This window comes from Calditrichota bacterium (assembly GCA_013112635.1).
Classification (GTDB): domain Bacteria; phylum Calditrichota; class Calditrichia; order Calditrichales; family J004; genus JABFGF01.
Genome location: JABFGF010000006.1, coordinates 283258 through 305309, shown reverse-complemented (window position 1 = coordinate 305309; position 22052 = coordinate 283258). Strand labels below are relative to the sequence as shown.

The window sequence follows — 22052 nt, the reverse complement described above, 5'->3', positions numbered from 1 at the left end:
TCATTGACCTGCATTTAGCCGTGCTTCTAGTTCTTCAATTTTCTGCTGTTGTTGTTGGACGACTTTGGTTAAAACGGCAACGATATCCATTGGGCTCAGGCTTTTTCTGTCTTGCGTGGCAACAAGATTAGGAACATCTTCGGCGATAAATCCAATATACTCTTCATCATTTTGGGTCTTATAATTATACTTAACCGGGTTCAAATCAGCCAAAGCTGAAAGTGCCTCTTCACTTGATAAGTTTGAAATATTCTCTTTATACTCTCTTGAGCTGGCGTTTGTCCACACGCCACCCGATGTTACATGGGCGCCACTTGCCATTTCCAGAGGAAAGTCAGGTGAAACAGTTCCAACACCGATATTCCCATTTTCGCGAATGTACATACGTGTTCCAAAATTTGTTACAAACGATAAATGCCCACCTGATTGAAGTGTCATTACTTTATCTTCTCTATTAATAAATTTTACATCACCGCCTGATTCTAAAGTTATTTCAAAACCATCAGCAAAAGGTTCTGTACCGGTAGCCAGATTATCAAATCTTAAGGTAACATCGCTCTGTGTTGGCGAATGCAGGTGTAGTTTTTTCGATGGATTTATTGTGCCTATACCAATATTTCCTGAATTTCTGATCACCATTTCACCAAACCCGCCACCATCTAAATCCAGAAAAAAATAATCATCAACATCATTTGTAAAACGGCCCAAATTAGCGAAACCACCGTTGGCGTTTTGTAAAGAAAAAAAGCTGTTACCGCTTGCATCAATAGTCTCAAAACGGGCGATCTCCTTTTGAACGGCCTTCACGTGCAGCGCTTTTTGTGGTGAGGTAATACCAATTCCTACCATACCATCTGGTGTGATTGTAAAGGTAGTATCTTGTGCAAAACCCAAACTGTTGGTTAATAATATTATCATAATTGCTTTACATATGAGTTGAATATGTTTCATCCTTTATTTTCTCCTTGATTATGTGCATGAATTATTCAAACGTAGTCTAACGTTTCTGCATGGTTTGTCCACTGTAACCAAACTAATGGGATTAAATTCCCGAACCAAATTAAAAATTCTATACAAATACCTTGCAGAGTTGTAATCAAAAACAATTAACGACCATCTATTGGAAAATTGATTTCAAAGACAGTAAATCTTTTGTATGTTTGTAGTAATTTATTGGCAATTTATTAATTATGAGTTATTGCCTCGGTTGTCTGGTTATCGCGGTTTGGTTCACAATAACAAAATGTTAAACGCGGAATTCCTTGCCCCGATAAATCTGGATTTGCAACCGGTAGGTTTTTGTGAGTTGCACATTTTATCAATATAGAAATCGTTATGTGCTTTTCTTAAGGGAGACAAATTGTGAACATAGTGATTAGGCCTGAAGAAGAGGCTGATTTTTTCAAAGTAGAAGAGTTAACCAGAGAAGCCTTCTGGAATTTATATAAACCCGGATGTGATGAACATTATACAGCCCACAAACTCAGGAACAGTTCCGATTTCTTAAAACACCTTGATTTTGTTGCAGAAATAAATGGGAATATTGTAGGCAATATTATGTATACAAAATCATATGTGGAAAATGAAAAAGCCGAAAGGATAGAAACAGCAACATTTGGACCTTTATGTGTTCATCCAAATTACCAAAGGCTTGGAATAGGACGCAGGCTAATTGAAGAAACAAAAAAAATTGCTATTAATGATGGGTATCCTGCGATTATCATATTAGGTGATCCACATAATTATTATAAGCATGGATTTAAAACAGGAAAAGATTTTAACATAAGTACAATGGATGGGAAATATCCCTCGGGTTTGCTTGTTTTAGAGTTGCAAAAAGGAGTGTTTAACAATCATAACTGGAAATTTAAGGAAAGCGACTCATTTGAAGTCGATATGGAAGAAGTGGACTTATTTGACAAGAAGTTCCCAATAAAGAAAAAAGAACATAAATCCAGTCAAGATTTGTTTTCAATAATGATAAGATCCTACATTGAATAACCAATTTGTTTTTTGTTGCAGACTATTGAAAAAAAAAATAAACTCATAACATGTGTTGGAGGGGACACGATACATCGCCCATTCTCCAACACTTTTTTGGTACAAGCTGTAATAACAATTACAAGTCGAACTATTCTCAAAACTTATACCTTTTGAAAACAAAGTATTGCATAATTGAGTTTTAGAATTGCTATTATTTGTATTCTTTCAATAGATAATCCGATATAATCTGGTTTGTTTTATAAGGTATTTCCAGCATAAAAAAATGACTCACATTTTTTACTTCATGGTATTCAACTTTTGGAAATGAATTTCTAAAACTAACTTCATAATCCGGTGGTAATTGGTAAGCCGGAGAATATATTGCCAGGCATGGAATATCCATAATTCGTTTTGTCCAGTATTTTTGATCAGTTTCTGCCGCTTCAATCATCGACCTTCCAATACTCAATGGTACTTCTCTACTGATTTCAAAAATTTCATCTTTTAATAGCTGTGGAGTATCAGGCAAAAAAAGTGCATTCATAAAATTTTCCCGGCCTTTTTCATTTTCCAAACTTTTAACAAACATTCGGTTATATTGAATCCATTCTTCTTTTGCTTTTGGATCTTCCGGTAGCTCAAAATGGGCTCCATCCACACTGATAATGCCTTTGCAAGTTTCAGGATATTTTACTGCAACTATTTCAGCGATAGCAAATCCCATGCTATGTCCAATAAAAAACGCCTCATTAATATTCTCTTTTTTTATTATTGCATTAATAGCATCTGCAAATAATTCCATAGTGTAATTTGTAGTGTCATTTTTACTGCTTTTTCCATTACCGGGTAGATCGATTGCAATAATTTTGTAACCAGGAAAGTTGTCCAGTTGGTACTTCCAAGCTTTTGTACTACCTGTCCATCCGTGTATAAAAAATAGTGCTTTTGATGCATTACCGCGTACTTCATAATAAACACTATGATCTTTGAACTGTAAATATCGTTCAATATCATCCTGTTTAGTGCATGATATTATTGTTAAAAATATAGTCAGAACTATCACCTTGAATTTAATCTGTATCATTTAATCACCTTTTTAATTTTCTCATTTATAATTATTTAAACTATCATGCATTATCTTTTCCCGGCAACTGTTACTGGCCTACCCTCGATGTATCCACGATAACCCTGCGGCTCCATTTGAAAACGTGGGGCATCCTGGTCCGCCCATTTAAATCCATATATTTCAGGATTATAAGTTTTCATTACTTCCCATAAATCAGAAATTGCATCTTCAAAATCCTCATCTTTAAAAGGTTGCCCTTGAAAGATCATTATTTTACATGGCTTTAGATCAAAACTATCAAATCCGTCTGGTATTTGTCCCGAATAATCAATCGGAACTTCTATCCCTTGCGCATATTGAGATGTATTCTCGGTTATCAGATTAGGCGGAAGCCATAATCCAACCGGTTCATAAAGTGCCTCTTTAATGCTTATGAGTACTCCCCAAACATCGCATCCAACCTCCTCACAATATTCAAAGTAGTCTTTAGCCTTAATTCCTCGTTTTAAGATCACCTTTCTTGGTGGTCTTTCAACCACCTGAACAAATACAGTTCTTGTGGCGTTATTTGATTTTTTTGACCTGTCTTTATGCATTTCTCTTTCCTCCTTTTGTTTATAACGGTAAGTATCTTCAATTTGAAAAGGGATAAACAGTTTTAAAGGGGGAGTCTGCTTTTTATAAGTTATAGGATTGATTCCGAATTGATTGGAAAAGGCCCTTGTAAAGCCTTCATGAGTATCAAAAACAAAATCAAAAGCCACATCAATTACCTTTACATCTTCATCTCTTAGTTTCAAAGCGGCTTTAGTAATTCTTAAAGCCCGAATGTATTCAAAAGGTGATTTCCCAATAAGCTCCTTAAAAACTCTTGATGCGTGCCAGGGAGAAAAACCACAAGTTTGTGCAAGATTGTAAAGTGTAATTGGTTTATTGATGTGAGAGTCTATATATTTTTGCATTTTTCCCACTGCTACAACATGTTTTTTTAACATCTATTTATCCTCCATTAGAAAGAAGATAGCTAACAACAAAAAGAATTTCTTGACTTCAATTGCTAAAACTAAAAAAGATGAATACTATAATAAATTGACTTCAATTTTGACCATATTTAGTAAACACTAACCGATTCAATTAACCATTGTTTACTTGCAATAATCTAATATGTAAATTCTTATAATAATAGTTTTAGTAGTGGAATGTAATAGTGGTTATAAATAAACCTCGGAAGCATTATTCAGGATTTGGAGTTTTGCACAGTTTAATCCTCTCATGCAAATAGTTAGCTGGAAATTTCAGCTAAATGTTTTTATGAAAAAACAGGATTTACTAAGACCAAACAACAAAGTGTTTTTGATAAAACTATTTGAATTAAACTTATCTAACAAAACCTCCGTACTTACCCAATGTCATTTTTACTCCTCATAACATCATACACAATTATTCAAAGTTTGCTTCTGGCGATAAGGTTCCTAATTCCCAAACATCGCACTTTTCGCGGACAAATTTTTGCATCCTTGTTGGTTCTGATCGCAATGGATATGGCAAACTCGCTGGTATTTTTCACCGATATAATGACCGAAATTCCCCATTTACTGAGAATTCAGACACCACTTACTTTTCTTTATGGTCCCCTACTCTATTTTATCATTTTATCGTATCATCAAAAAAACACCTTTATAAAAAAAGATGCCATCCACCTGCTGCCATTTCTAATTATTATCCTAAGTCTGATTCCTATCTACCTGATGTCGGGAAACGAAAAATATGGCTACTTGCAAACCATGATCAATTCCGGACATATAGATTCAATTATTTACGGATTATTGAGAAGGATGCATATACTTTTCTATCTGCTGATGTCGCTTGGAGTTATAAAAAATATCAAAACTAATCGTCAAACCGTTATTTATATCTGGATATCCTTTTTAGGGATTTGGCTCATTTCAATGTACCGTTTTATTTTTGACTTTGATTTAAGCTCAGTATACCTGGATATGATTTATATAAATTGTGTAGTAATATATCTTGCATTTGTTATCACCGCAGATGTTAAACCGAAACAATCACCAAAAGCTGAAGAGAAAAAAGAACTAAAAATCATTATGGAGAAAATCAATTCATATCTGATAGAGAATGAAGGTTTAAAAGATAATTTACTTTCCATTTCAACCCTGCAAAAAGAACTTAAAATTGCAGATTATAAAATCTCCCGCGCAATCAACTTCAATACAGGTAAACATTTTTTTGATTATATAAATCAAATTCGTGTAAATAAGGCCAAAGAGATACTTAAAGCCCGGCCAAAAATGCGAATTGAAGATATTGCTTTTGAAGTTGGCTATAACTCAATTTCTGTTTTCAATACAGCCTTTAAAAAAGTTGTTCATATGTCTCCAAGAGAATTCCGAAAACTATCGACTTCAGAAAATCGATAGAAAATGAAGAAACAAAATGTCAAACTCTTCTTAATATATCGCTGACATAAATGAAGAGGACATCGTGAAAATTATAAACATTATTTTATTTTTCTGTTCGATTGTAACGGCACAGCTTCCGGTAAATTCCGTAGTTCTGGATACTCTAATTGAGCGAATGTTTACAGATACTGAATATGTTGGCTTTTCTGTAATAATCTCAAATTCTGATTCAATTGTTTATGTAAACAATTCGGGTGTATCAGATATAAAATCCCAAAAACAAATAAATCATAAAAGCGATGTATTTCGGATAGCTTCTATTTCAAAACTGTTCACGACTATTGCGGTTTTGCAGCAGGTTGAAAAGGGGCTTTTAAATCTGGATGAGGATATTAACAAATATCTTGATTTTAGTATCCCAAACAAGATTGGAAGACCAATAACTTTAAAACACCTGCTAACACACACCGCCGGTTTTGAAGATAAAACGCGTGGGACCTATACCACCTCCATTGAACAGCTTCAGCCATTAAATTTATATTTAAAAGAAAAAATGCCGGATAAAATCTATCCTGCCGGCGAAATTACCCTTTACAGCAATTATAGTTTTGCCCTTGCCGGTTATATTGTCGAACGCGTCTCAAATGAAAAATTCTTTGACTACATAACAAAATTCATTCTGCAACCGCTTGGTATGAACGAATCATTTGTGTATGAAGAAGATACATTTCAAGATAGGATCATGCCCTCGTACACAAAGAAAGCAGACGGTAGTTTTGAAAAATTTAATACCATTTTGTATCGCAACCTTTCCCCTGCCGGAATGATTAATGCCACTCCTTATGATATGAGCCGCTTAATGCAGCTTTTGTTAAGAAATAAAGAACTTTTAAATCAAAACATTTTATCCACGAACTCAATTAAGAACCTGCTGACGATCCACCATCGTTATTCTCCACAAGTTCAGGGATATGGGTTATCTATGTATGAGAAAAAGATAGGTGATCTGAAATCAATGAATATTGGTGGGCAGCTTCCCTCTTTTTCAAGCCAGATGTCGATCATTAATGACTCCATTGGGATTTATGTTTGTGCCAATACATCAATGAACCGGCCACTTATTTCTCTAATTGATTCTCTAGCATTCAAACTAACAACTAATTCATTAACGGACACAATAGGCTACAAAAAGATCGCTAATCCTGAACGATATGCTGGCTCATACCGCTGGAACCGCTATAACAGGAAAGACCTCGACTATTTGCGCGGGCTGTATGCGAATACCAAAGTGCTTTACTATAATGACGATGGTTTTTTCAAATTTTATGGAAGCCCTGATAAATGGATATATCAGACTGAAAAACAATTCAGGGAAAAAAACTCGGGAAAATATATTTTGTTTGATATAAATCCTGATGGCAGTGTTAAAGGCATAAAAGGAAATTTGATTCTGGATATGCCGGTCTACCTGGAAAGATTCAAATTTATTGAAACAGGAAAAATTCTGGATAATACAATCGGCTATATGCTGATTATCTTTTTCGCTCTGCCAATATTATGGGGTATCGTGTTAATCATAAAAAAAATCCGGAAAACTGTGCATCGTTATGATAAAACCTTTGCAAGTAAAACCATATCCGTACTAATATCCGGGCTATTCTTTTTACATCTTTTATTGTTTAGAAATATCCTGGCAAATTATATAGATTTTGTTACAGACGAAACAAGTGCAACAATTATTATCTACCACCTTTCAATTATCATGTTAATTCTTTTATCCTTGCAATTTTATGTCATGATTAGAGATATGTTGAAAAAGAATATATCGTTATTTGACCGCATCACCTTTGGCATATTAATGTTCACCGGAATTACATATTACCTGTTAATGACTAAATATAACCTGTTTTGGTTTTCACTATAGGAGATATTATGAAAACTATTTTTCTGTTTTGTATTGTAAGCAGTCTATCTGCACAAACTTCATTTCCTGATGCTCAAAAATTTCATAATGAAGGCAAATATTCTCAAGCTCTCGAAATACTGGATGAACTGATCGACAATGAAGAAAAACCGGAATATTTTATTCTTGCTTCAAAATCTGCATTCGAGTTGAGTGAATACGATGATTCAGCGGATTATATCGAAGAAATCATAGAAAATAAAAAAGATGACTTAAAACTATTAAGATATTATTCGGAAGTCCTGGTAAAACAAAGTGAGGATGCAGGTGTCTTTACACAAATTTCGATGATTAAAAAAATGAAAAATAACTGGGAAAATATTCTGGTTCTTGATCCTTCTGATAGAGATGTTTTAAAATATTTAACCCGCTATTATCTTTTCGCTCCTTCTGTTTTCGGCAAAGATGAGCAAGAAGGATATGCTTATCTCGAGAGGCTAAATGCGGTCGATAAAACAGAAGCATTAAATATTAAAATTGAATATTTGCTTGAAGAAGAACAATTTAACATGGCTTTAAATGTATTGAACAATTCGGATATTGACTCTTCCTATTTCATTCTGAAGCATAAAATGGATATCTATCGTTTTTTGGATGATCAGGAAAACTTAAACAAAATTTTCCAAGAAATTGATAGCAAACATTTCGACTCTGAGAACATTGCAACCTTATATAACACCTATGGATATTACCTGCTTAATCTGGAGCGATTTGAAGATGCCATTTTCGTATTCAAACGAGCAGTTCAAAAATCACCTAAAAAAGCAAATCCGTATGATAGCCTTGGTGATGGCTACAAAGCTATGGGAAATATAATTGAAGCAAAGCGAAATTACCGTAAAGCACTTGAGGTTGATCCCGATTTTGAAGCAGCACGTATAAATCTTGAAGATCTCTAAATTAGAAATTTATATGGTTAAAACAATTCTTAATGTTCTCTGAGCCATTATTTGCTATAATCAGATATATGCCCTGCTTATTAAATTCCTGCATAAAAGACAGCAGCCTTGCAGATCCTGTAAAAATTATCTGTGGAAGTTTTCAAAATAGATCTTAGGCTGATTTTATCATCATTAAAAAGACCATCTGCATCAATCGAGTCATCTGTTGCTAAACTAAATTTGGCATACTCGTTCATCAAAGCGTGGCTACTTATCCAGGATATTAGTATTGAGATTGCTAAAAGTGTTTGTGAAATTTTAAAGTTTGATGTGTTTGGAAATGATTGAATCAGGATATGTTAAATTTGAAGAGGATATAGATTTAAAACTTAAAATGAAAGGTTGATAAAAAAAGGCCCTTTACCGTTTTGTAATAAAGAGCCTTTTCATGATAGTTTTTATTAACATTTATTTCAACAACAACATCCGTTTTGTCTGCGAGACTGCCCCGCTTTTAAGTGTATAAAAATAAATTCCACTCGACATTTCCTCCGCATTCCATTGAACCTGGAAAAGCCCTGCCGGTAATCGTCCATTTACAAGTGAAGCAATCTGCTGGCCGGCTATGTTGTAAATTCTAAGTGTTGTAAAGTTCGCCTTTGGCAATTCAAAAGAAATTGTTGTATTTGGATTAAACGGATTTGGGTAGTTTTGAGAAAGACTAAATTGCTGGACATATTTCTCGTTGTAAGAAAGATTGTTAACAATATCAACAGCATTAGGTCCAACATTTTCGGGTTTTAAAGGCGCCCGTGTAATCGGCAACGCAGAATACTCATCTGCACCAACATCATTCACACCGCTTCTTTGCTGTCCCTGCATATCATCAACGATATCAATATAATTATTAACGGATGCATTTATTGCAGGACTTTCAGCGCTGATAAGCCACAGACTATCACTAAAAGAGAGTAATGGGTCAACGATTTTAATTTCACTTTCAATTGCATCCAATCCAAGTTCAGCTGTTCCTTGTGGAAACATTATGTTTCCGCTCCATGTAAGGTTGGTTGGTTCTGTCATAATTTTGATTAGGTTATTCTCATCGCCAACAACCAAATTATCCGTCATTTTAACATTTCTTGGTTCTTTTTTCCATGATCCATCTGCTTTGGCATAGCCGATCTCAATATTTGAATAATTATTTACAAGCGTATTGTTTGCAACTATTAAATTATCAATGCGCCAGTGTGAACTTAATGAGCCTGTGTCTGTATCTCCATTGGTAAGCGTTATTGCCGCATCCCAGGTATGACCTCTAAGGCTTTCAAAATAGTTATTGTAAATTTTATGATTACGGGCATAAATTCGCACGCCGCCGGTTCCATCTTTTTCATCACCCAGAAAAAAATTATCATGAACCACCGAGCCATCACCATGCCTGAGAGATACAGTTCCCTGTGACCTTTTTATTGTATTGTATCTAACAGTATCCTTGCAGCTTTTTATAGAAATAATCTCAGGATCGCCATCGCACTCTTCAAATAAATTATACTCAATCACAGTAAAACCATCCGTCAACGACAGCGCACTCCAACCAACCCTGATAGCTTCCATTTCATTATCGTGCCTTGGACCAATATTGTAGAAATAATTATGATCGATTCTATCATGTTGCGAAACAACGTCACCTCCGTCTATAGTAATAAAGTTGCCTAACTGATGCTTATCTCTAAAAATATTATGATCAATTCTATTATGGTGACTAAGCAAAGATCCATCATCCCAATAGCCGCCAATCAAGATCCATTTTCCATTTTTGCCTTCGGATTCAGTAAGCTGAAAAGTATTGCGCGTAATACGAATGTTATTGCAAGCTTCTAGTTTTATAACCGTGTATGGATCTGAAGTAAAATGAAATCCCTCTAAAATGATATGGGCATTTTTTCTAAAAACAAAATAGCTGGAACCTGTTAGTTTGGCTTCTCCAACATTTATCGCACGGATAATTATTGGTTTAGATTTTGTCCCTGATGCTTCCATCGTTATCCCGCCGGTATTATAGGCCCCATTTTCGACTTCAATAATATCGCCGGGTTTAAGATCGCTCTCACACAGGTTATGTAGTTCTGAGGCAGTGGAAACGGTGTAAACAACTGGCGGTGTCGTATCTAGAACCACAGTAGCGCCAATTTCCATATTTTGATGAATTTCAAATTCCTTCTCTAATTCCGCCCCCGACAAATCTCCTGTCCAGCCTTCATTTATATAACCAATCGGTAGATCTAATAATGCTGTAACTGAAGTGAAATCATAATAAGTACCACCAGAAGGGCTGAGGGTTATTTCACCAAATTCAGGCTGATTTACTGTGACTGTATAAAGAGGCGGTGGGTTGGACGTATCAACTTCAACGGACGCACCAATATTCATGTTGTTATTAATAAAGAAATTTTTAATTAATTCTGTTCCGGAAAGATCACCTGTCCAACCGGCATTAGTATATCCTTCAGGAATATTTAGAGTGGCTGTTACGTGCGTGCTGTCTTCATATTCTTCTAAATCAGGATCAAGCGAAATATTACCAATATCCGGCTGATCAACTTCAATCACGTGAGTAATATCGGGTTCCGGGAAACTGACATCCGCTATTGGATTTGTGCTGACATAAATATCATCAACAGCCGCATTTACACTTCCTAAAGCCCCATTATATCCTAAATTAACTCGTAGTTCATGATACTCTTTTACCCCTGCCTGCCTTGTGCCACTGGCTGTAGGCGTATAGCTTTCGCGAAAGTTGGCCATCACGGCTTCAGATCCGTTAAAAATTACCTGGTAAACGTCATGGTCATAATCAACGCGCGCGCTAATTCTATTCCATTCTCCAAAATTATATGTCCCGATTTTTAGCTTTGATGATCCATTATAAATGCGAAAATCTCCGCTACTTCCTGAAGGTGTATCAAATTCCAATACAAATGCTCGTTTACTGCTGCCGCCAAAAAGATCATATCCGCTCAGAGCAAAATCTTTTTCAGCCATAGAATTGATTTTTACATAAACGTCAACATAAACAACTCCTGTTATGCCCGGCTCTGATCCACCATAAGTGGTGTTAGATACAACCAGGGTTTGACTTTGTGCTACAAAATTCAGGCTTTTGCTACCCGACTGGATATACTCTGTCGAATCTGTAATTATAGCATTTCCACTTTCTACTTCCCAGTCTTGCTGATTGTGAACATTGCCCAAAACATAGTCCTCAAAAGAAGTAATAAGAATATCAGTGTCTTGCGCATTTGCTGCCATTACCATCGCAACTAAAATAACAGCTGCTTTAGAGAATAAATATTTCATTTTGCTTATCCAGTTTTGACTTTTAATTTCCTGTAATTTTTGTTTTCAAAAATAGGTAAAAGATTACATGAAATCAATAATATATATGATGTAACATGTATTACAAATATACAATATTTTCAACATATTCTAACTCTGGGAATATTTATATGGGAATACCAAAAAAAGCCCTTCACTCCAGCTAATTTGAAGGGCTTTAGAAAATTTGGATCGAGCTCTATTTCACATAACTCATTACTGTGTTATAGCGGCTGCTAACATGAGAGATCAGATAATTCACCGCACTTCCAAAATCGCCATCAGATTCTAAAAAAGTGTATTTACTGTTTTCACCATTGGAACCAATCACATATTCAGAAATCAAATCCTGATAAAATTGATATTTGCTTGTCATTTTTGATGGCTCAAAGGCAGACTCAACTACCTGCCCCAAATAGGTTTTGTAAGTACTCAGATACTGGCTATCATTTAAAATATAACGAATTAATGGCCATGAAGTACCCACTTCACTGCATGAAACAGATAACGCGCCTCCTTGTTTGCCCGTTTGCAGCGCCTCATTATTATCCCACGGAATCCAGGTCAGGAGGTTGTTTTCCGGATTATTATACAGGTAATAATTGTGGGTCATCCGGCCATAGGTGTCCCAGTTTTGAACAGCAATATTTACCGCCAGCCATTTTAGAAATCCATCCACATTAAAAACTGATTCAAGAGAAGTTCGCCATGATGCAGCATCACTTGTTCTTTCTGAAGAATGCAAAACATTATATAACGCTTCTACGTCCGACCAGTCTGTATCTTCATTTGTCTTTTTCTCGAAATAAGACGTACTAAATGTGTTTTCTGCAAAGCTTGCTCCGCTGCCTTCCGGTTTGTACACATTTCCGCTATCATCTTCAAACTGCTCCTCAATGACAGTGTCATCAACAATTTCAATCATTGTATACAAACCAAAATATATTGGTCCATCGCCGTAATCGATATAAATTCGATAGAAAGCAGTTTGCGGCGCAGCCACGCCAAAATCCCTAAAAACTTCCGGTACAACTTTTTCACGCATTAGAGATTCATCATCATAATTACTGGATAGTGAAAGCTCTTTAAATCCATAAAAACGTTGATTCGTAATTTGTGGAATATCATCCTCAAAACGATCCAGGTTTAGCCGTAAAGGTAACTTCCAGATTCCATTGCCCCAGGATGTTTGTAAACTGGAGTTTCCTTTAAAGCGTATTCCGGCAGCATACCATTCAATATCATTAAAAAATATAGAACACGGAACATAAACCGGGTTATCGTTCGAATCATCTGCCGGACCCCGTGAACCAGATCCAAAGCTTCCATATTGTTGCTCCATATCATCCAGCATCACCTGCCAGTTATCTTGGTCAATAACAAAGTCCAAACGATTAACCTGGTCCTGCGGAAAAACTTTTTCATAATTGCGATCACCACCCTTACCATGTGTGGCCTCAGTCCAATCAGTAATTTCAAAATCTGAATTAATGACTGGTTCAATATCAGGATTTGTACCTGTATCATCGCATCCAATTAGAATTGAAATGATAAACATAAATGAAAATAGATTACTGTACATTTTTTTCTCCTTAATTAATTTTTTTATGAGTCCATTAAAATAATCTTATTCTGTCATTCTGAGGAATCCGTTAGTTGACTTTTGGCGAAGAATCTTGTACTACATTGGGATGCTTCGACAGGCTCAGCATGACAATAGTGGAAATTTTGTAAGTGTCTAAAATTTTTTAAAACATATTAAATCTGCTCTTCATCAAAAAAGAGGTTAATGTTTTTGACGCCATGTGTATTATCCAATGCACTTATAAATTCCGGGTTCTTTTCTTTGTTTTTTAACTTTACATAATAGGATAATTCCATTATACCGTGGTCTTCAACTGTCCGGGTATTGACCACATTAAAACGCCTGCAATACTTATTCAGGATTGGCATATAAGGCGGTGAATTATCTCCATTTGGTTGAAAAGAAAATTGCAGCAAATAATCATCCTGACGAAGAGCAGTTATATTTGATTTCACCAAAAGCAGCATGATTATTCCAACAAATGCCGATCCGAAAATGGCCAGTTTAAAATAGCCTACACCTGCCGCCATACCAATAGCCAGAGCAAAAAAGATAAACACAATATCCTGTGTATCTTTAACCGCTGTCCGAAAACGTATAATTGACATAGCTCCAACAAGCCCAAAAGCTCGGGCAAGATTATTACCAATAACCATTATTACAATAGCGGTAATCATGGATAAGAAAATCATCGAATTTACAAAAGCTGATGAATAACCGGCCCCGCGATATGATTTGCGATAGACCCAGGCGATAAAAAGGCCGCAACATAAGGCAACAAAAACATTGCTTATTATCTCAAATATTGAAACCGGAAATAAGTTTAAACTTTGCATTTCATTAAACATAACAGCACTCCCTGCTTTTTATCATATTCTGCCTGGTTAAACGCCGGTTGCTAAACTCTGAATGCGTTTCCAGTGACATGGTGTACTTGGACAACGCCTGACGTTTTAATTCATGTTTTGCTATTAACGATTTAATCCAGGCAGGCAGATTTCCAAAAAATTTCACTTCGAAAATGAAGTGGCTGGCGAAAGTATATTTTACCCTGTCTTCTTTATAAAGCTTCTCTAAATCAGGATAAATAACACTGCGTAGATTTTTATCAAATGTTAGCCGCAGCGATGGGTCCATTTTTCCAAGAAAAGCTTCCCGGTCGTAAATAACCAAAACGGCCGGACGTAAATTTTTTGTGTAATAATGATAAATAAATTTCCGGGCATCATTTTTCTCAACCCCGTTTCCACTAAATGATAATACATAATCATCTACGCGTCTTGAATTTAGTGTTTTGGCAACATTTGTATAATAAAGCGGCGCCCGGCTCTTTGATATACAATTTGTATTTTTGTGTTTTATTTCAAGAAAAGTAATACTTTTTTCAGAATGATTATCATAACCCCTAATCCGGTATTTATTTCGGATTTGAATACCATCATGTTTTTCTTTATAGCAGTCAAACTGCGGAGAATCATAATATATGCTTCTGACTGTGTATTGCCCGTTACTGTGTTTTTTTGCAAAACCATCAAGCTCCATATATGGTTTCAGCTCTGAGCGCAGCTTATCAACAAGCGTGTTTGGGACTAAATATTTATATTCATATCTGGAGGCCATCGTCAATCCTAATTTAAAAGGTTGCGTTTCAGGTAAACCGGAAGTGATACCGGATCACAGTTAATTTTTGCCGGTGTCAGCAGGCCGGAGACAAAATCATTTGATATTGCGTTGACCGTTGCCAAAACGGTGATGCATTGCTTCCCGTCAATAAGCTGCATAACCGGTTGGGTCATATGGACTTCACCTAACAATTGTGTTGCAAAAAAAGGCGAATCGTAAGATACTTTTCCGTTTGCAGGGATATTAGCGGCTTCTTCCAATGCAACAGGAATCCAGGCTACTCCCAAATCAAAATTTGATAAAACCAGAAGTGTATCATTTGAAAATGGTTTGTCAATCCTGCCACCAAAAGGGGTGATAATCAAATTCTGTGTATCAACTTCCCGACGCAAAAATGAAATTTCATTTTCAGTTGCTTTGATCTTTTCGTTTAACATATTTATTTCTTCATCTTTTTCACCACTCAAGCTTGATTCCAATTCAGCCTGCCGGACATTTACTGCTTTTTTCAAAATACTTAATTCATCTGCTGCTGTTTGGTATTCTTCCCGGGATATAATCTCATTTTTATGTAGTTCATTTAAGCGGTTAACAATTTTTGTCTGCTTTTCTACTTCCGATGTTGCTACAGCGAGTCTATGCTCTGCTTCACGTACTTCTGTCTTTTTAACGCCGCTCATACTTGCCTTAAGTGACGCATTTAAAACCCGCAACTCACCATTCAATTGCAAAAGATATTCTTGCTGACTACTTGAATAAATGACACCAAGTGTATCCCCTTTTGATACTACATCACCATTGTTTAGCTCAGGATTCAGGTTCAAAATGATTGATTCGCCTCTTTCAAAAGAGGTAAGTTGATATGAATTATTTTCTCCGCTTATATGATTTACCGTGCTTGTTAATACTTCACCATCATTTCCACGTGATAAAACCCATTGTTGTGCCGGTAATATTTTCGCAACGCTATCTATTGAGTATGGAATTTTGAACGGCAAAACGAAAATGGCCAAAGCGGCGAGAATTATGATAATAATAATCAGAATTCGATAATTTTTTTTCAACATTGTTAGTCCTTTTTTCATTTTGTAATGAAACTTCGACATGTTTTTATGTTGTTCTTATACTTAAGACGCTGTTCCCGGAAAAAACTTGTGGGAGGTTTTTATTTTTTTGGAATAATTGCTGGATGGAAAATAAAAAAGCCCTTCATCAATTTGATAAAGGGCTATCTTTTAACCTCTCGCATATACCCGTCATTATTTCAATAAAATCATCCGTTTTGTTTCAGAATGTGTACCACTTGTCAGCCGGTAAAAATAAATTCCGCTGCTCATATTTTCAGCTTCCCATTGCATTATATATATTCCTGCAGATAATTGTTTATCAATTAGCGTAGCCACCACCTGCCCTGTGATGTTGTAAATTTTTAAGGAGGTTACATTCGGATTAGCCAACTTAAATGAAATATTAGTTGTTGGATTGAATGGATTAGGATAATTCTGACTCAGCTCAAACCTGCCGGGTAGTTCTATCTGAAGATCGTCATCAATACTGGTAATATTATCATAGTTCTCAGCAGAAAAAGTGGGATTCATTTGCACAAAAGCTCCCGTTCCATTTGGATAACGCCCGGTTGATATATCTGCGGTTTGTTCACCGTAAGATACTTCACCAACAATTGCAGTGTCACTATTAACCAAATAAATTGTCTCACCCGATCCGGATAGTTTAAAGTTTGCATGCAACCCTTCCTGCTCATCATCTTTGTCAGCCCAAACAATCAGATAACCTTTTGCGGTGATAAATGTATCGGGAAATGCCCACTGGGTAATTTCATCACCATCATCAGATAAGTAATACCCAGCTAAAGATATATCAGCATCCGTATTATTATAAAGTTCAATCCAGTCATCATACTCACCATCCTGATCGGCTTTTGAGGAATCATTGCTGGCTAAAAATTCATTAATCACCAAATCCCCGGAAATTGCCATTGTAAAAAATTCATATGCAGCACGCGCCGGCAAAAAGGAGGCCGCATCGTCATTTTCTGCGTAAATATAATATTGAAACCCGTTTGTTCCTGTGGAGATGGAAGCGCCATAAATACCATCACCGGCTACTCCATCATTGCTATTGCCATCATCAAGCATTTCTTTTTTTTCAAATGCAGCGGTAAGGCTGCTACGGTAAGCTAATTGAACGGAAGTCGCAGTGGCCACATCTACCGTTATCCACACATCCGTATTAGCTGCAGGATTGGTTGGATTGTTTTCAATGTTAGATATTTCCGGGCTGCTTGCCGTGAAATCAGAAAGTGAATTTAAATAAGTAATTCTGGCATCCATAAGCTCTGTTATTCCAATAATAGACTCATTCCCGGGACCCGGACGACCGCTTCCTATGCCATCATCAATATTATCAATAAAATTTGAATAGGTGTAAAACTTATTAGGATCATCCTGTACCTCGGCATCAATTATTGATTGAATCTCCAAAGCCCGTGTTTTATACAAACCATTTTCGAAATAATCAGCCATTATTGTTTTCATATGGGCGACATACATTTTTTTGTAAGTTGGATCGCTTAAAATTTTGTTAATAATTGGATAATTATCATTTGATAAATACAAATATGGATTAAGCTGCTGCAGGCCTGCAGTAGATAATGACCCTTCATCAAGAAGCCTTGAAAAAACACCAAAATTCTCATTCAAATCCCAAATAATTGGATTAAACCTTCCGGCATCATCTTTATATAAATAATAATTATGTGCAAAATTAATTGGTGCATCCAGGTTCACAAGGAGGTTATCAAATGCAAGCATCCATAAATGACGATCCACATTTAAAACACTCTCAATCGATTCTGGTTTGTTGTTAAACTTATCGAGGAAATTAATCAAATCAGACCATCCACTATCTGATTCGATTTCATAATAATTCTTATAGCTTGCCGAGTCTTCTCCAAAATACCCCCAGATTTTCACGACGCTTTGTGGGCTTCCACCTACTATCTCGCCCTTAAAAAATGAATTATCATCGTCATAATAATTGCTTCGTAAAAAATGTTTATCAACATCCTGCACACTGGAATAAAGCCCCAAATAACTACCATTTATATAGACCTTTACAAAATTTGACAGACTTGCCGGCATATATTTTCTGGCTATTTCATAGGTCAAAGCTTCGCGGATAAAACTTGGATCCTTATATACATTGGCAAGTTTTAAGGTGCCATAATCCTCATGTTCCTGGTCCTTAATAACATAATCAAGTTTGATGTTTAGGGGGTTTTTAATTTGGTTAGCATTGTAACTGCTGTTTCCTTTATATCTTACACCCACACTATCATAACTTATTCCATTAACCACGGCTGTTCCAAGTAAACGAGCTTCATAGCCTTCCGAAACTAACTGATCTAATAAATAATCCCAATTGGATTCTTCAAAGGTTATCTCGATAGTATTAATAGTGTTGATATCGTAAAAATCCTGGCTGAAAACTTTTACGGTTAGTAGAGCTAAAAAGGATAAAATGGCCAGTGTATTAATTTTTCTCATAATCTTTTCCCAACTTTAAATAATTGAACTTTACAGATATGACGTCGTCTGTTCAAAAAACATGCGTTAGTTATTAAAAAAATCTTTTATCCGTTTACTCATGCCTGAGCGCATCAATGGGATCCAGGGCTGCGGCTTTGCGCGCCGGGTACCAGCCAAAGAACACGCCGATAAACGAGCAAAACAGAAACGACAATAATATGGATTGCATTGTAATCAGCACCGGCCAGGACATGATATTTTCAACCGTGTTTGAAGCCAGTATACCCATAATCACACCAATAATGCCGCCGGTTACACTCAATAAAACGGCTTCAAGCAAAAACTGCATCAATATATCTTTGCCCTTGCCGCCGATGGCCAGCCTTAAGCCTATTTCGCGAGTACGCTCGGTAACCGAAACATACATGATATTCATAATGCCAATACCACCCACAACTAAAGAAATCGCAGCAATTGATCCAAGCAGCACCAGCATCATTTCGGAGATGGAGCCAAATGTACTGATCAGTTCAGCCTGCGTCCGTATTTCAAAATCATTGTCTTCGCTGTCTTTTAATTGATGCGACAGACGCATGTTTTCTTCAATCTGTTTGGTTGCGTCATCGATGTACTCTTCAGAGACAGCGGATGTAACAATCGCCCGCAAATAAGTCTGCCGTGTAATTCTTTTCATAACGGTGGTGTAGGGCGCCAGAATAATATCGTCTTGGTCCTGGCCGAAGGTATTTTCACCTTTTTCTGCCAGTACCCCGATCACTTTAAACGGTATTTTTTCAAAGCGAATGGTTTGCCCAATCGGATCAACATCATCGTCAAATAAATTTTCAACAACCGTCTGTCCAATCAGGACAACCTTTACGGCGCCTTTTATATCCTGTGCTGAGAATGAGCGTCCGTTGGCAATATCATACTTTTTGATATAGGTATATTCTTCATTTCCACCAAAGATTTGCGTTGGCCAGTTATTGGTTCCAAAGATAACCTGGCCGGAACTTCCCACTTCAGGGGATACAGCTTCCAGCAGGTCGCTGTTTTCGCGGAGAAAGTCCACATCTTTCAAGACCAGGGTTTGCGACATAGTGCGTCCCTGCTGAACACCGCCCCGGTCCCTGCTTGCCGGCATTACATTAATAAGATTTATACCCATGGAAGATATTTTCTCCTGGATGCTGGCGTTGGATCCTTCGCCGATAGCAAGCATGGCAATTACCGATGCCACACCAATGATGATTCCCAACATGGTAAGGAAGGAGCGTATTTTGTTTCTTTTTACAGCGGCGATGGCGATTTTAATTACGTTTAATATATTCATTTTTAATTCTCGTTTTTGGGTTAGCTTGCGTTCATTAATAAATCAAAAACGGTATCTTCTTCCTTTAGGTTTTCGAGCGCCAATTGTGCACTCGTGATAGTATTTACCTCAAAATCCTTTATAATGCGCCCATCGCGGAAGATAACATTCCTTTTTGTAAACGCCGCGATATCGGGCTCATGCGTTACAAAAGCGATGGTTATTCCGTTTTCATTTAACTGCTGGAACAACGCTATAATCTCGTATGATGTCCTGGTATCCAGGTTGCCAGTCGCTTCATCAGCCAAAATCAGAACAGGATCGTTGACCAGTGAACGGGCAATGGCTACACGCTGCTGCTGACCACCGGACATTTGATTTGAAAGATGGTTCATGCGATCTGCCAGGCCAACGGCTTGCAGGGCGAACTCTGCTTTTTCGCGGCGTATTTTTGCGCTAACCCCAGGATTATACAACAAGGGCAGCTCGACATTTTCCAGGGCTGTGGTTCGTGGCAACAAGTTATAGGATTGAAACACAAAGCCCAGTTTTTGATTACGCACATCCGCGAGTTGGTTTTTGGATAGGGATTTTACGTTGGTCCCATCCAAGCGGTAGTCGCCGGCCGTTGGACTGTCCAGGCAGCCGAGAATATTGAGCAGGGTCGATTTACCCGATCCGCTGGTGCCCATAATGGCCACAAACTCGCCGGCATTGATTGTAAGGTTTACAGCCTGCAACGCCTTTACTGTTTCTGCACCCACGTGGTAATCTTTTTGAAGATTTTCGATCTCGATTATTTTATTGTTTTTCATTTTCTGCAATTCTCAATTTTTGTCAGGTTAATGTTTACGCATTCTTTATTTGCCGACACTTTACCTGCCTGGGCGTCCCGGGCGTTCCTGGACAAAAGGGCTTTGAGTTTCTTCGCTCTTAGCAACAGTTTCATCTGTCCCGCCGCCCCGCTCCATAGAAGTAATAACTTCATCGCCCTGGGCCAATCCAGATATTATCTCAACATTCATGCCATCTGTAACACCAGTTTCTACTTCAACAGGTTTGATAAGTGAACCATCTTTTACCCAAACCCGTTTGATGTTTTCAGAGATATCTTTGTTTGGCGCCTGCGCTTGTCCCGCTCCCTGCTGAGTTCCACGGGGTGGCCGCTGCGGACGTTCGCTTTCCGGAAGGCTGTCGAAATAGCCCGCCATTTGTTCACGATCCGGTGTAAAACGCAAGGCTTTTCCCGCTACAACCAGCGCGTCTGTTACCTCTTCGATATAAACGGTTATGCTGGCCGTCATGCCCGGTTTTAATTTTAATTCGGGGTTCTGTGCTGAAACGATCACAGTATATGTTATAACATTTGAGCTTTCAGTTGGTTGTAACCTTACTTCTGTAATTTTACCGGTAAAGGTTTCATCCGGAAAAGCATCTACCGTAAACTCTACCTTTTGTCCTTCCGCAACCATGCCAATATCTGCTTCATCGATATCCGCTTCTACCTGCATTTCAGAAAGATCATTTGTGATAGTAAACAGCTCGGGCGTGCTCATGCTGGCTGTAACCGTTTGTCCTTCTTCAACCGCACGATTAAGCACAAGTCCATCGATAGGAGAATATATGGTAGCATAAGCCAAATTTAGTTGTGCCTTATTTAAATTAGCATTGGCCGATTTTAAACCGGCCTGGCTCTTTTTATAATTATATTTGGCCAGGTCATAATCGCTTTGCGACAACAAATCTTTTTTTAAAAATTCTTCATTCCGTTCAAAGCCGGCTTTTTGATATTCCAGTTCCGCCTGCGCATCAAACAAATCCGCTTCGGCATTTTCCAGGCTGGATTGAAGGGTTGATTTATCTAGCTCAGCTATCAATTGTCCTTTTTTTACTTTTGAATTAAAATCCACATAAATCTTTTCAATCACACCCGATACCTGTGTTCCCACAACAACAGTGTTGGTTGCTTCCAAAGTACCGGTGGCAGTAATCGTGTTGCTTACCGTTCCTTTCTCTGCGATTGTTGTTTCGAAAACATAATCGGTTGTATTGATGCCTTCATAGAAAAAGGCAAAAGCGTATGTGGCTAAAAGAACGACAGCCATAACCACAATGATTCTTTTGTGCTTTAGTATTTTATTTTTCATGTTAATCAGCTCCTTTATAGTTTAATTAAGCTATTTAAAGGATTAGACGTGGGTTCTTGAAAAAACTTGCGGGTGGTTAAAAGATGTTATAAACAAAAAAGCCCTTCATTTGATGAAAGGCTTCATACCAAAAATCTATGATCCGG

General features: G+C 37.1%; 17 protein-coding genes. 4 read left to right on the top strand and 13 right to left on the bottom strand.

Going from position 1 to position 22052, the window contains the following annotated elements; translation table 11 throughout:
* Positions 1-918, bottom strand: coding sequence for a tail fiber domain-containing protein (locus HND50_16635; GenBank protein NOG46871.1), 918 nt, complete (start codon positions 916-918; stop codon positions 1-3).
* A gap of 444 nt (positions 919-1362) precedes the next feature.
* Here HND50_16635 and HND50_16630 point away from each other — a divergent pair, with 444 nt between their 5' ends.
* Positions 1363-2001 carry an N-acetyltransferase gene (locus HND50_16630; GenBank protein NOG46870.1) on the top strand — a complete coding sequence of 213 codons (639 nt, stop codon included), beginning with the start codon at positions 1363-1365 and terminating at the stop codon, positions 1999-2001.
* 193 nt (positions 2002-2194) lie between these two features.
* Here HND50_16630 and HND50_16625 read toward each other — a convergent pair whose 3' ends face one another.
* Both HND50_16625 and HND50_16620 read right to left on the bottom strand, forming a co-directional pair.
* A complete protein-coding gene (locus HND50_16625; GenBank protein NOG46869.1) occupies positions 2195-3067 on the bottom strand; it encodes an alpha/beta hydrolase in 873 nt (290 codons plus the stop codon).
* A gap of 50 nt (positions 3068-3117) precedes the next feature.
* Positions 3118-4011, bottom strand: a complete 894-nt coding sequence (locus HND50_16620) for a helix-turn-helix transcriptional regulator (GenBank protein ID NOG46868.1) — start codon at positions 4009-4011, stop codon at positions 3118-3120.
* A 579-nt stretch (positions 4012-4590) separates the two neighbouring features.
* Here HND50_16620 and HND50_16615 point away from each other — a divergent pair.
* The 3 genes from HND50_16615 to HND50_16605 all read left to right on the top strand — a co-directional run bounded on the left by HND50_16615 (position 4591) and on the right by HND50_16605 (position 8331).
* Positions 4591-5487 carry an AraC family transcriptional regulator gene (locus tag HND50_16615; GenBank protein NOG46867.1) on the top strand — a complete coding sequence of 299 codons (897 nt, stop codon included), beginning with the start codon at positions 4591-4593 and terminating at the stop codon, positions 5485-5487.
* 64 nt (positions 5488-5551) lie between these two features.
* Positions 5552-7393 carry a serine hydrolase gene (locus HND50_16610; protein ID NOG46866.1) on the top strand — a complete coding sequence of 614 codons (1842 nt, stop codon included), beginning with the start codon at positions 5552-5554 and terminating at the stop codon, positions 7391-7393.
* Between the two features lie 8 nt (positions 7394-7401).
* Positions 7402-8331 carry a hypothetical protein gene (locus HND50_16605; protein ID NOG46865.1) on the top strand — a complete coding sequence of 310 codons (930 nt, stop codon included), beginning with the start codon at positions 7402-7404 and terminating at the stop codon, positions 8329-8331.
* A gap of 80 nt (positions 8332-8411) precedes the next feature.
* Here the strand turns inward: HND50_16605 and HND50_16600 are convergent, their stop codons facing one another.
* The 10 genes from HND50_16600 to HND50_16555 all read right to left on the bottom strand — a co-directional run bounded on the left by HND50_16600 (position 8412) and on the right by HND50_16555 (position 21906).
* Positions 8412-8570, bottom strand: coding sequence for a hypothetical protein (locus HND50_16600; GenBank protein ID NOG46864.1), 159 nt, complete (start codon positions 8568-8570; stop codon positions 8412-8414).
* Between the two features lie 211 nt (positions 8571-8781).
* On the bottom strand, positions 8782-11673 hold the full coding sequence (locus HND50_16595; GenBank protein ID NOG46863.1) for a T9SS type A sorting domain-containing protein: 2892 nt from the start codon (positions 11671-11673) through the stop codon (positions 8782-8784).
* 217 nt (positions 11674-11890) lie between these two features.
* Positions 11891-13273, bottom strand: coding sequence for a CotH kinase family protein (locus tag HND50_16590; GenBank protein NOG46862.1), 1383 nt, complete (start codon positions 13271-13273; stop codon positions 11891-11893).
* Between the two features lie 176 nt (positions 13274-13449).
* Complete coding sequence (locus tag HND50_16585) at positions 13450-14124, bottom strand: DUF4956 domain-containing protein (protein ID NOG46861.1); 675 nt, start codon at positions 14122-14124, stop codon at positions 13450-13452.
* The gene (locus HND50_16580) at positions 14117-14896 is read right to left on the bottom strand and encodes a polyphosphate polymerase domain-containing protein (GenBank protein NOG46860.1); all 780 of its coding nucleotides are present in this window, start codon (positions 14894-14896) and stop codon (positions 14117-14119) included. The genes HND50_16585 and HND50_16580 overlap by 8 nt, the downstream gene beginning before the upstream one ends.
* Positions 14897-14904: 8 nt before the next feature.
* Positions 14905-15966 carry a hypothetical protein gene (locus tag HND50_16575; GenBank protein NOG46859.1) on the bottom strand — a complete coding sequence of 354 codons (1062 nt, stop codon included), beginning with the start codon at positions 15964-15966 and terminating at the stop codon, positions 14905-14907.
* A 192-nt stretch (positions 15967-16158) separates the two neighbouring features.
* Positions 16159-18465 carry a T9SS type A sorting domain-containing protein gene (locus HND50_16570; protein ID NOG46858.1) on the bottom strand — a complete coding sequence of 769 codons (2307 nt, stop codon included), beginning with the start codon at positions 18463-18465 and terminating at the stop codon, positions 16159-16161.
* A 94-nt stretch (positions 18466-18559) separates the two neighbouring features.
* A complete protein-coding gene (locus HND50_16565; GenBank protein ID NOG46857.1) occupies positions 18560-19780 on the bottom strand; it encodes an FtsX-like permease family protein in 1221 nt (406 codons plus the stop codon).
* Between the two features lie 20 nt (positions 19781-19800).
* Entirely contained in the window at positions 19801-20559 is a 759-nt protein-coding gene (locus HND50_16560; protein NOG46856.1) for an ABC transporter ATP-binding protein, read from the bottom strand.
* A gap of 75 nt (positions 20560-20634) precedes the next feature.
* Positions 20635-21906: an efflux RND transporter periplasmic adaptor subunit gene (locus HND50_16555; protein NOG46855.1), complete on the bottom strand. Its 1272-nt coding sequence runs from the start codon at positions 21904-21906 to the stop codon at positions 20635-20637.
* Between the last annotated feature and the right edge of the window lie 146 nt (positions 21907-22052).

What these genes read in the sequence shown, in the direction of transcription:
- HND50_16575 (NOG46859.1), bottom strand. Translation starts at nt 15,966, where the DNA reads ATGTTGAAAAAAAATTATCGAATTCTGATTATTATTATCATAATTCTC.
- HND50_16585 (NOG46861.1), bottom strand. Translation starts at nt 14,124, where the DNA reads ATGTTTAATGAAATGCAAAGTTTAAACTTATTTCCGGTTTCAATATTT.
- HND50_16600 (NOG46864.1), bottom strand. Translation starts at nt 8,570, where the DNA reads ATGAACGAGTATGCCAAATTTAGTTTAGCAACAGATGACTCGATTGAT.
- HND50_16555 (NOG46855.1), bottom strand. Translation starts at nt 21,906, where the DNA reads ATGAAAAATAAAATACTAAAGCACAAAAGAATCATTGTGGTTATGGCT.
- HND50_16605 (NOG46865.1), top strand. Translation starts at nt 7,402, where the DNA reads ATGAAAACTATTTTTCTGTTTTGTATTGTAAGCAGTCTATCTGCACAA.
- HND50_16615 (NOG46867.1), top strand. Translation starts at nt 4,591, where the DNA reads ATGGCAAACTCGCTGGTATTTTTCACCGATATAATGACCGAAATTCCC.
- HND50_16580 (NOG46860.1), bottom strand. Translation starts at nt 14,896, where the DNA reads ATGGCCTCCAGATATGAATATAAATATTTAGTCCCAAACACGCTTGTT.
- HND50_16620 (NOG46868.1), bottom strand. Translation starts at nt 4,011, where the DNA reads ATGCAAAAATATATAGACTCTCACATCAATAAACCAATTACACTTTAC.
- HND50_16635 (NOG46871.1), bottom strand. Translation starts at nt 918, where the DNA reads ATGATAATATTATTAACCAACAGTTTGGGTTTTGCACAAGATACTACC.
- HND50_16590 (NOG46862.1), bottom strand. Translation starts at nt 13,273, where the DNA reads ATGTACAGTAATCTATTTTCATTTATGTTTATCATTTCAATTCTAATT.
- HND50_16595 (NOG46863.1), bottom strand. Translation starts at nt 11,673, where the DNA reads ATGAAATATTTATTCTCTAAAGCAGCTGTTATTTTAGTTGCGATGGTA.
- HND50_16570 (NOG46858.1), bottom strand. Translation starts at nt 18,465, where the DNA reads ATGAGAAAAATTAATACACTGGCCATTTTATCCTTTTTAGCTCTACTA.
- HND50_16625 (NOG46869.1), bottom strand. Translation starts at nt 3,067, where the DNA reads ATGATACAGATTAAATTCAAGGTGATAGTTCTGACTATATTTTTAACA.
- HND50_16565 (NOG46857.1), bottom strand. Translation starts at nt 19,780, where the DNA reads ATGAATATATTAAACGTAATTAAAATCGCCATCGCCGCTGTAAAAAGA.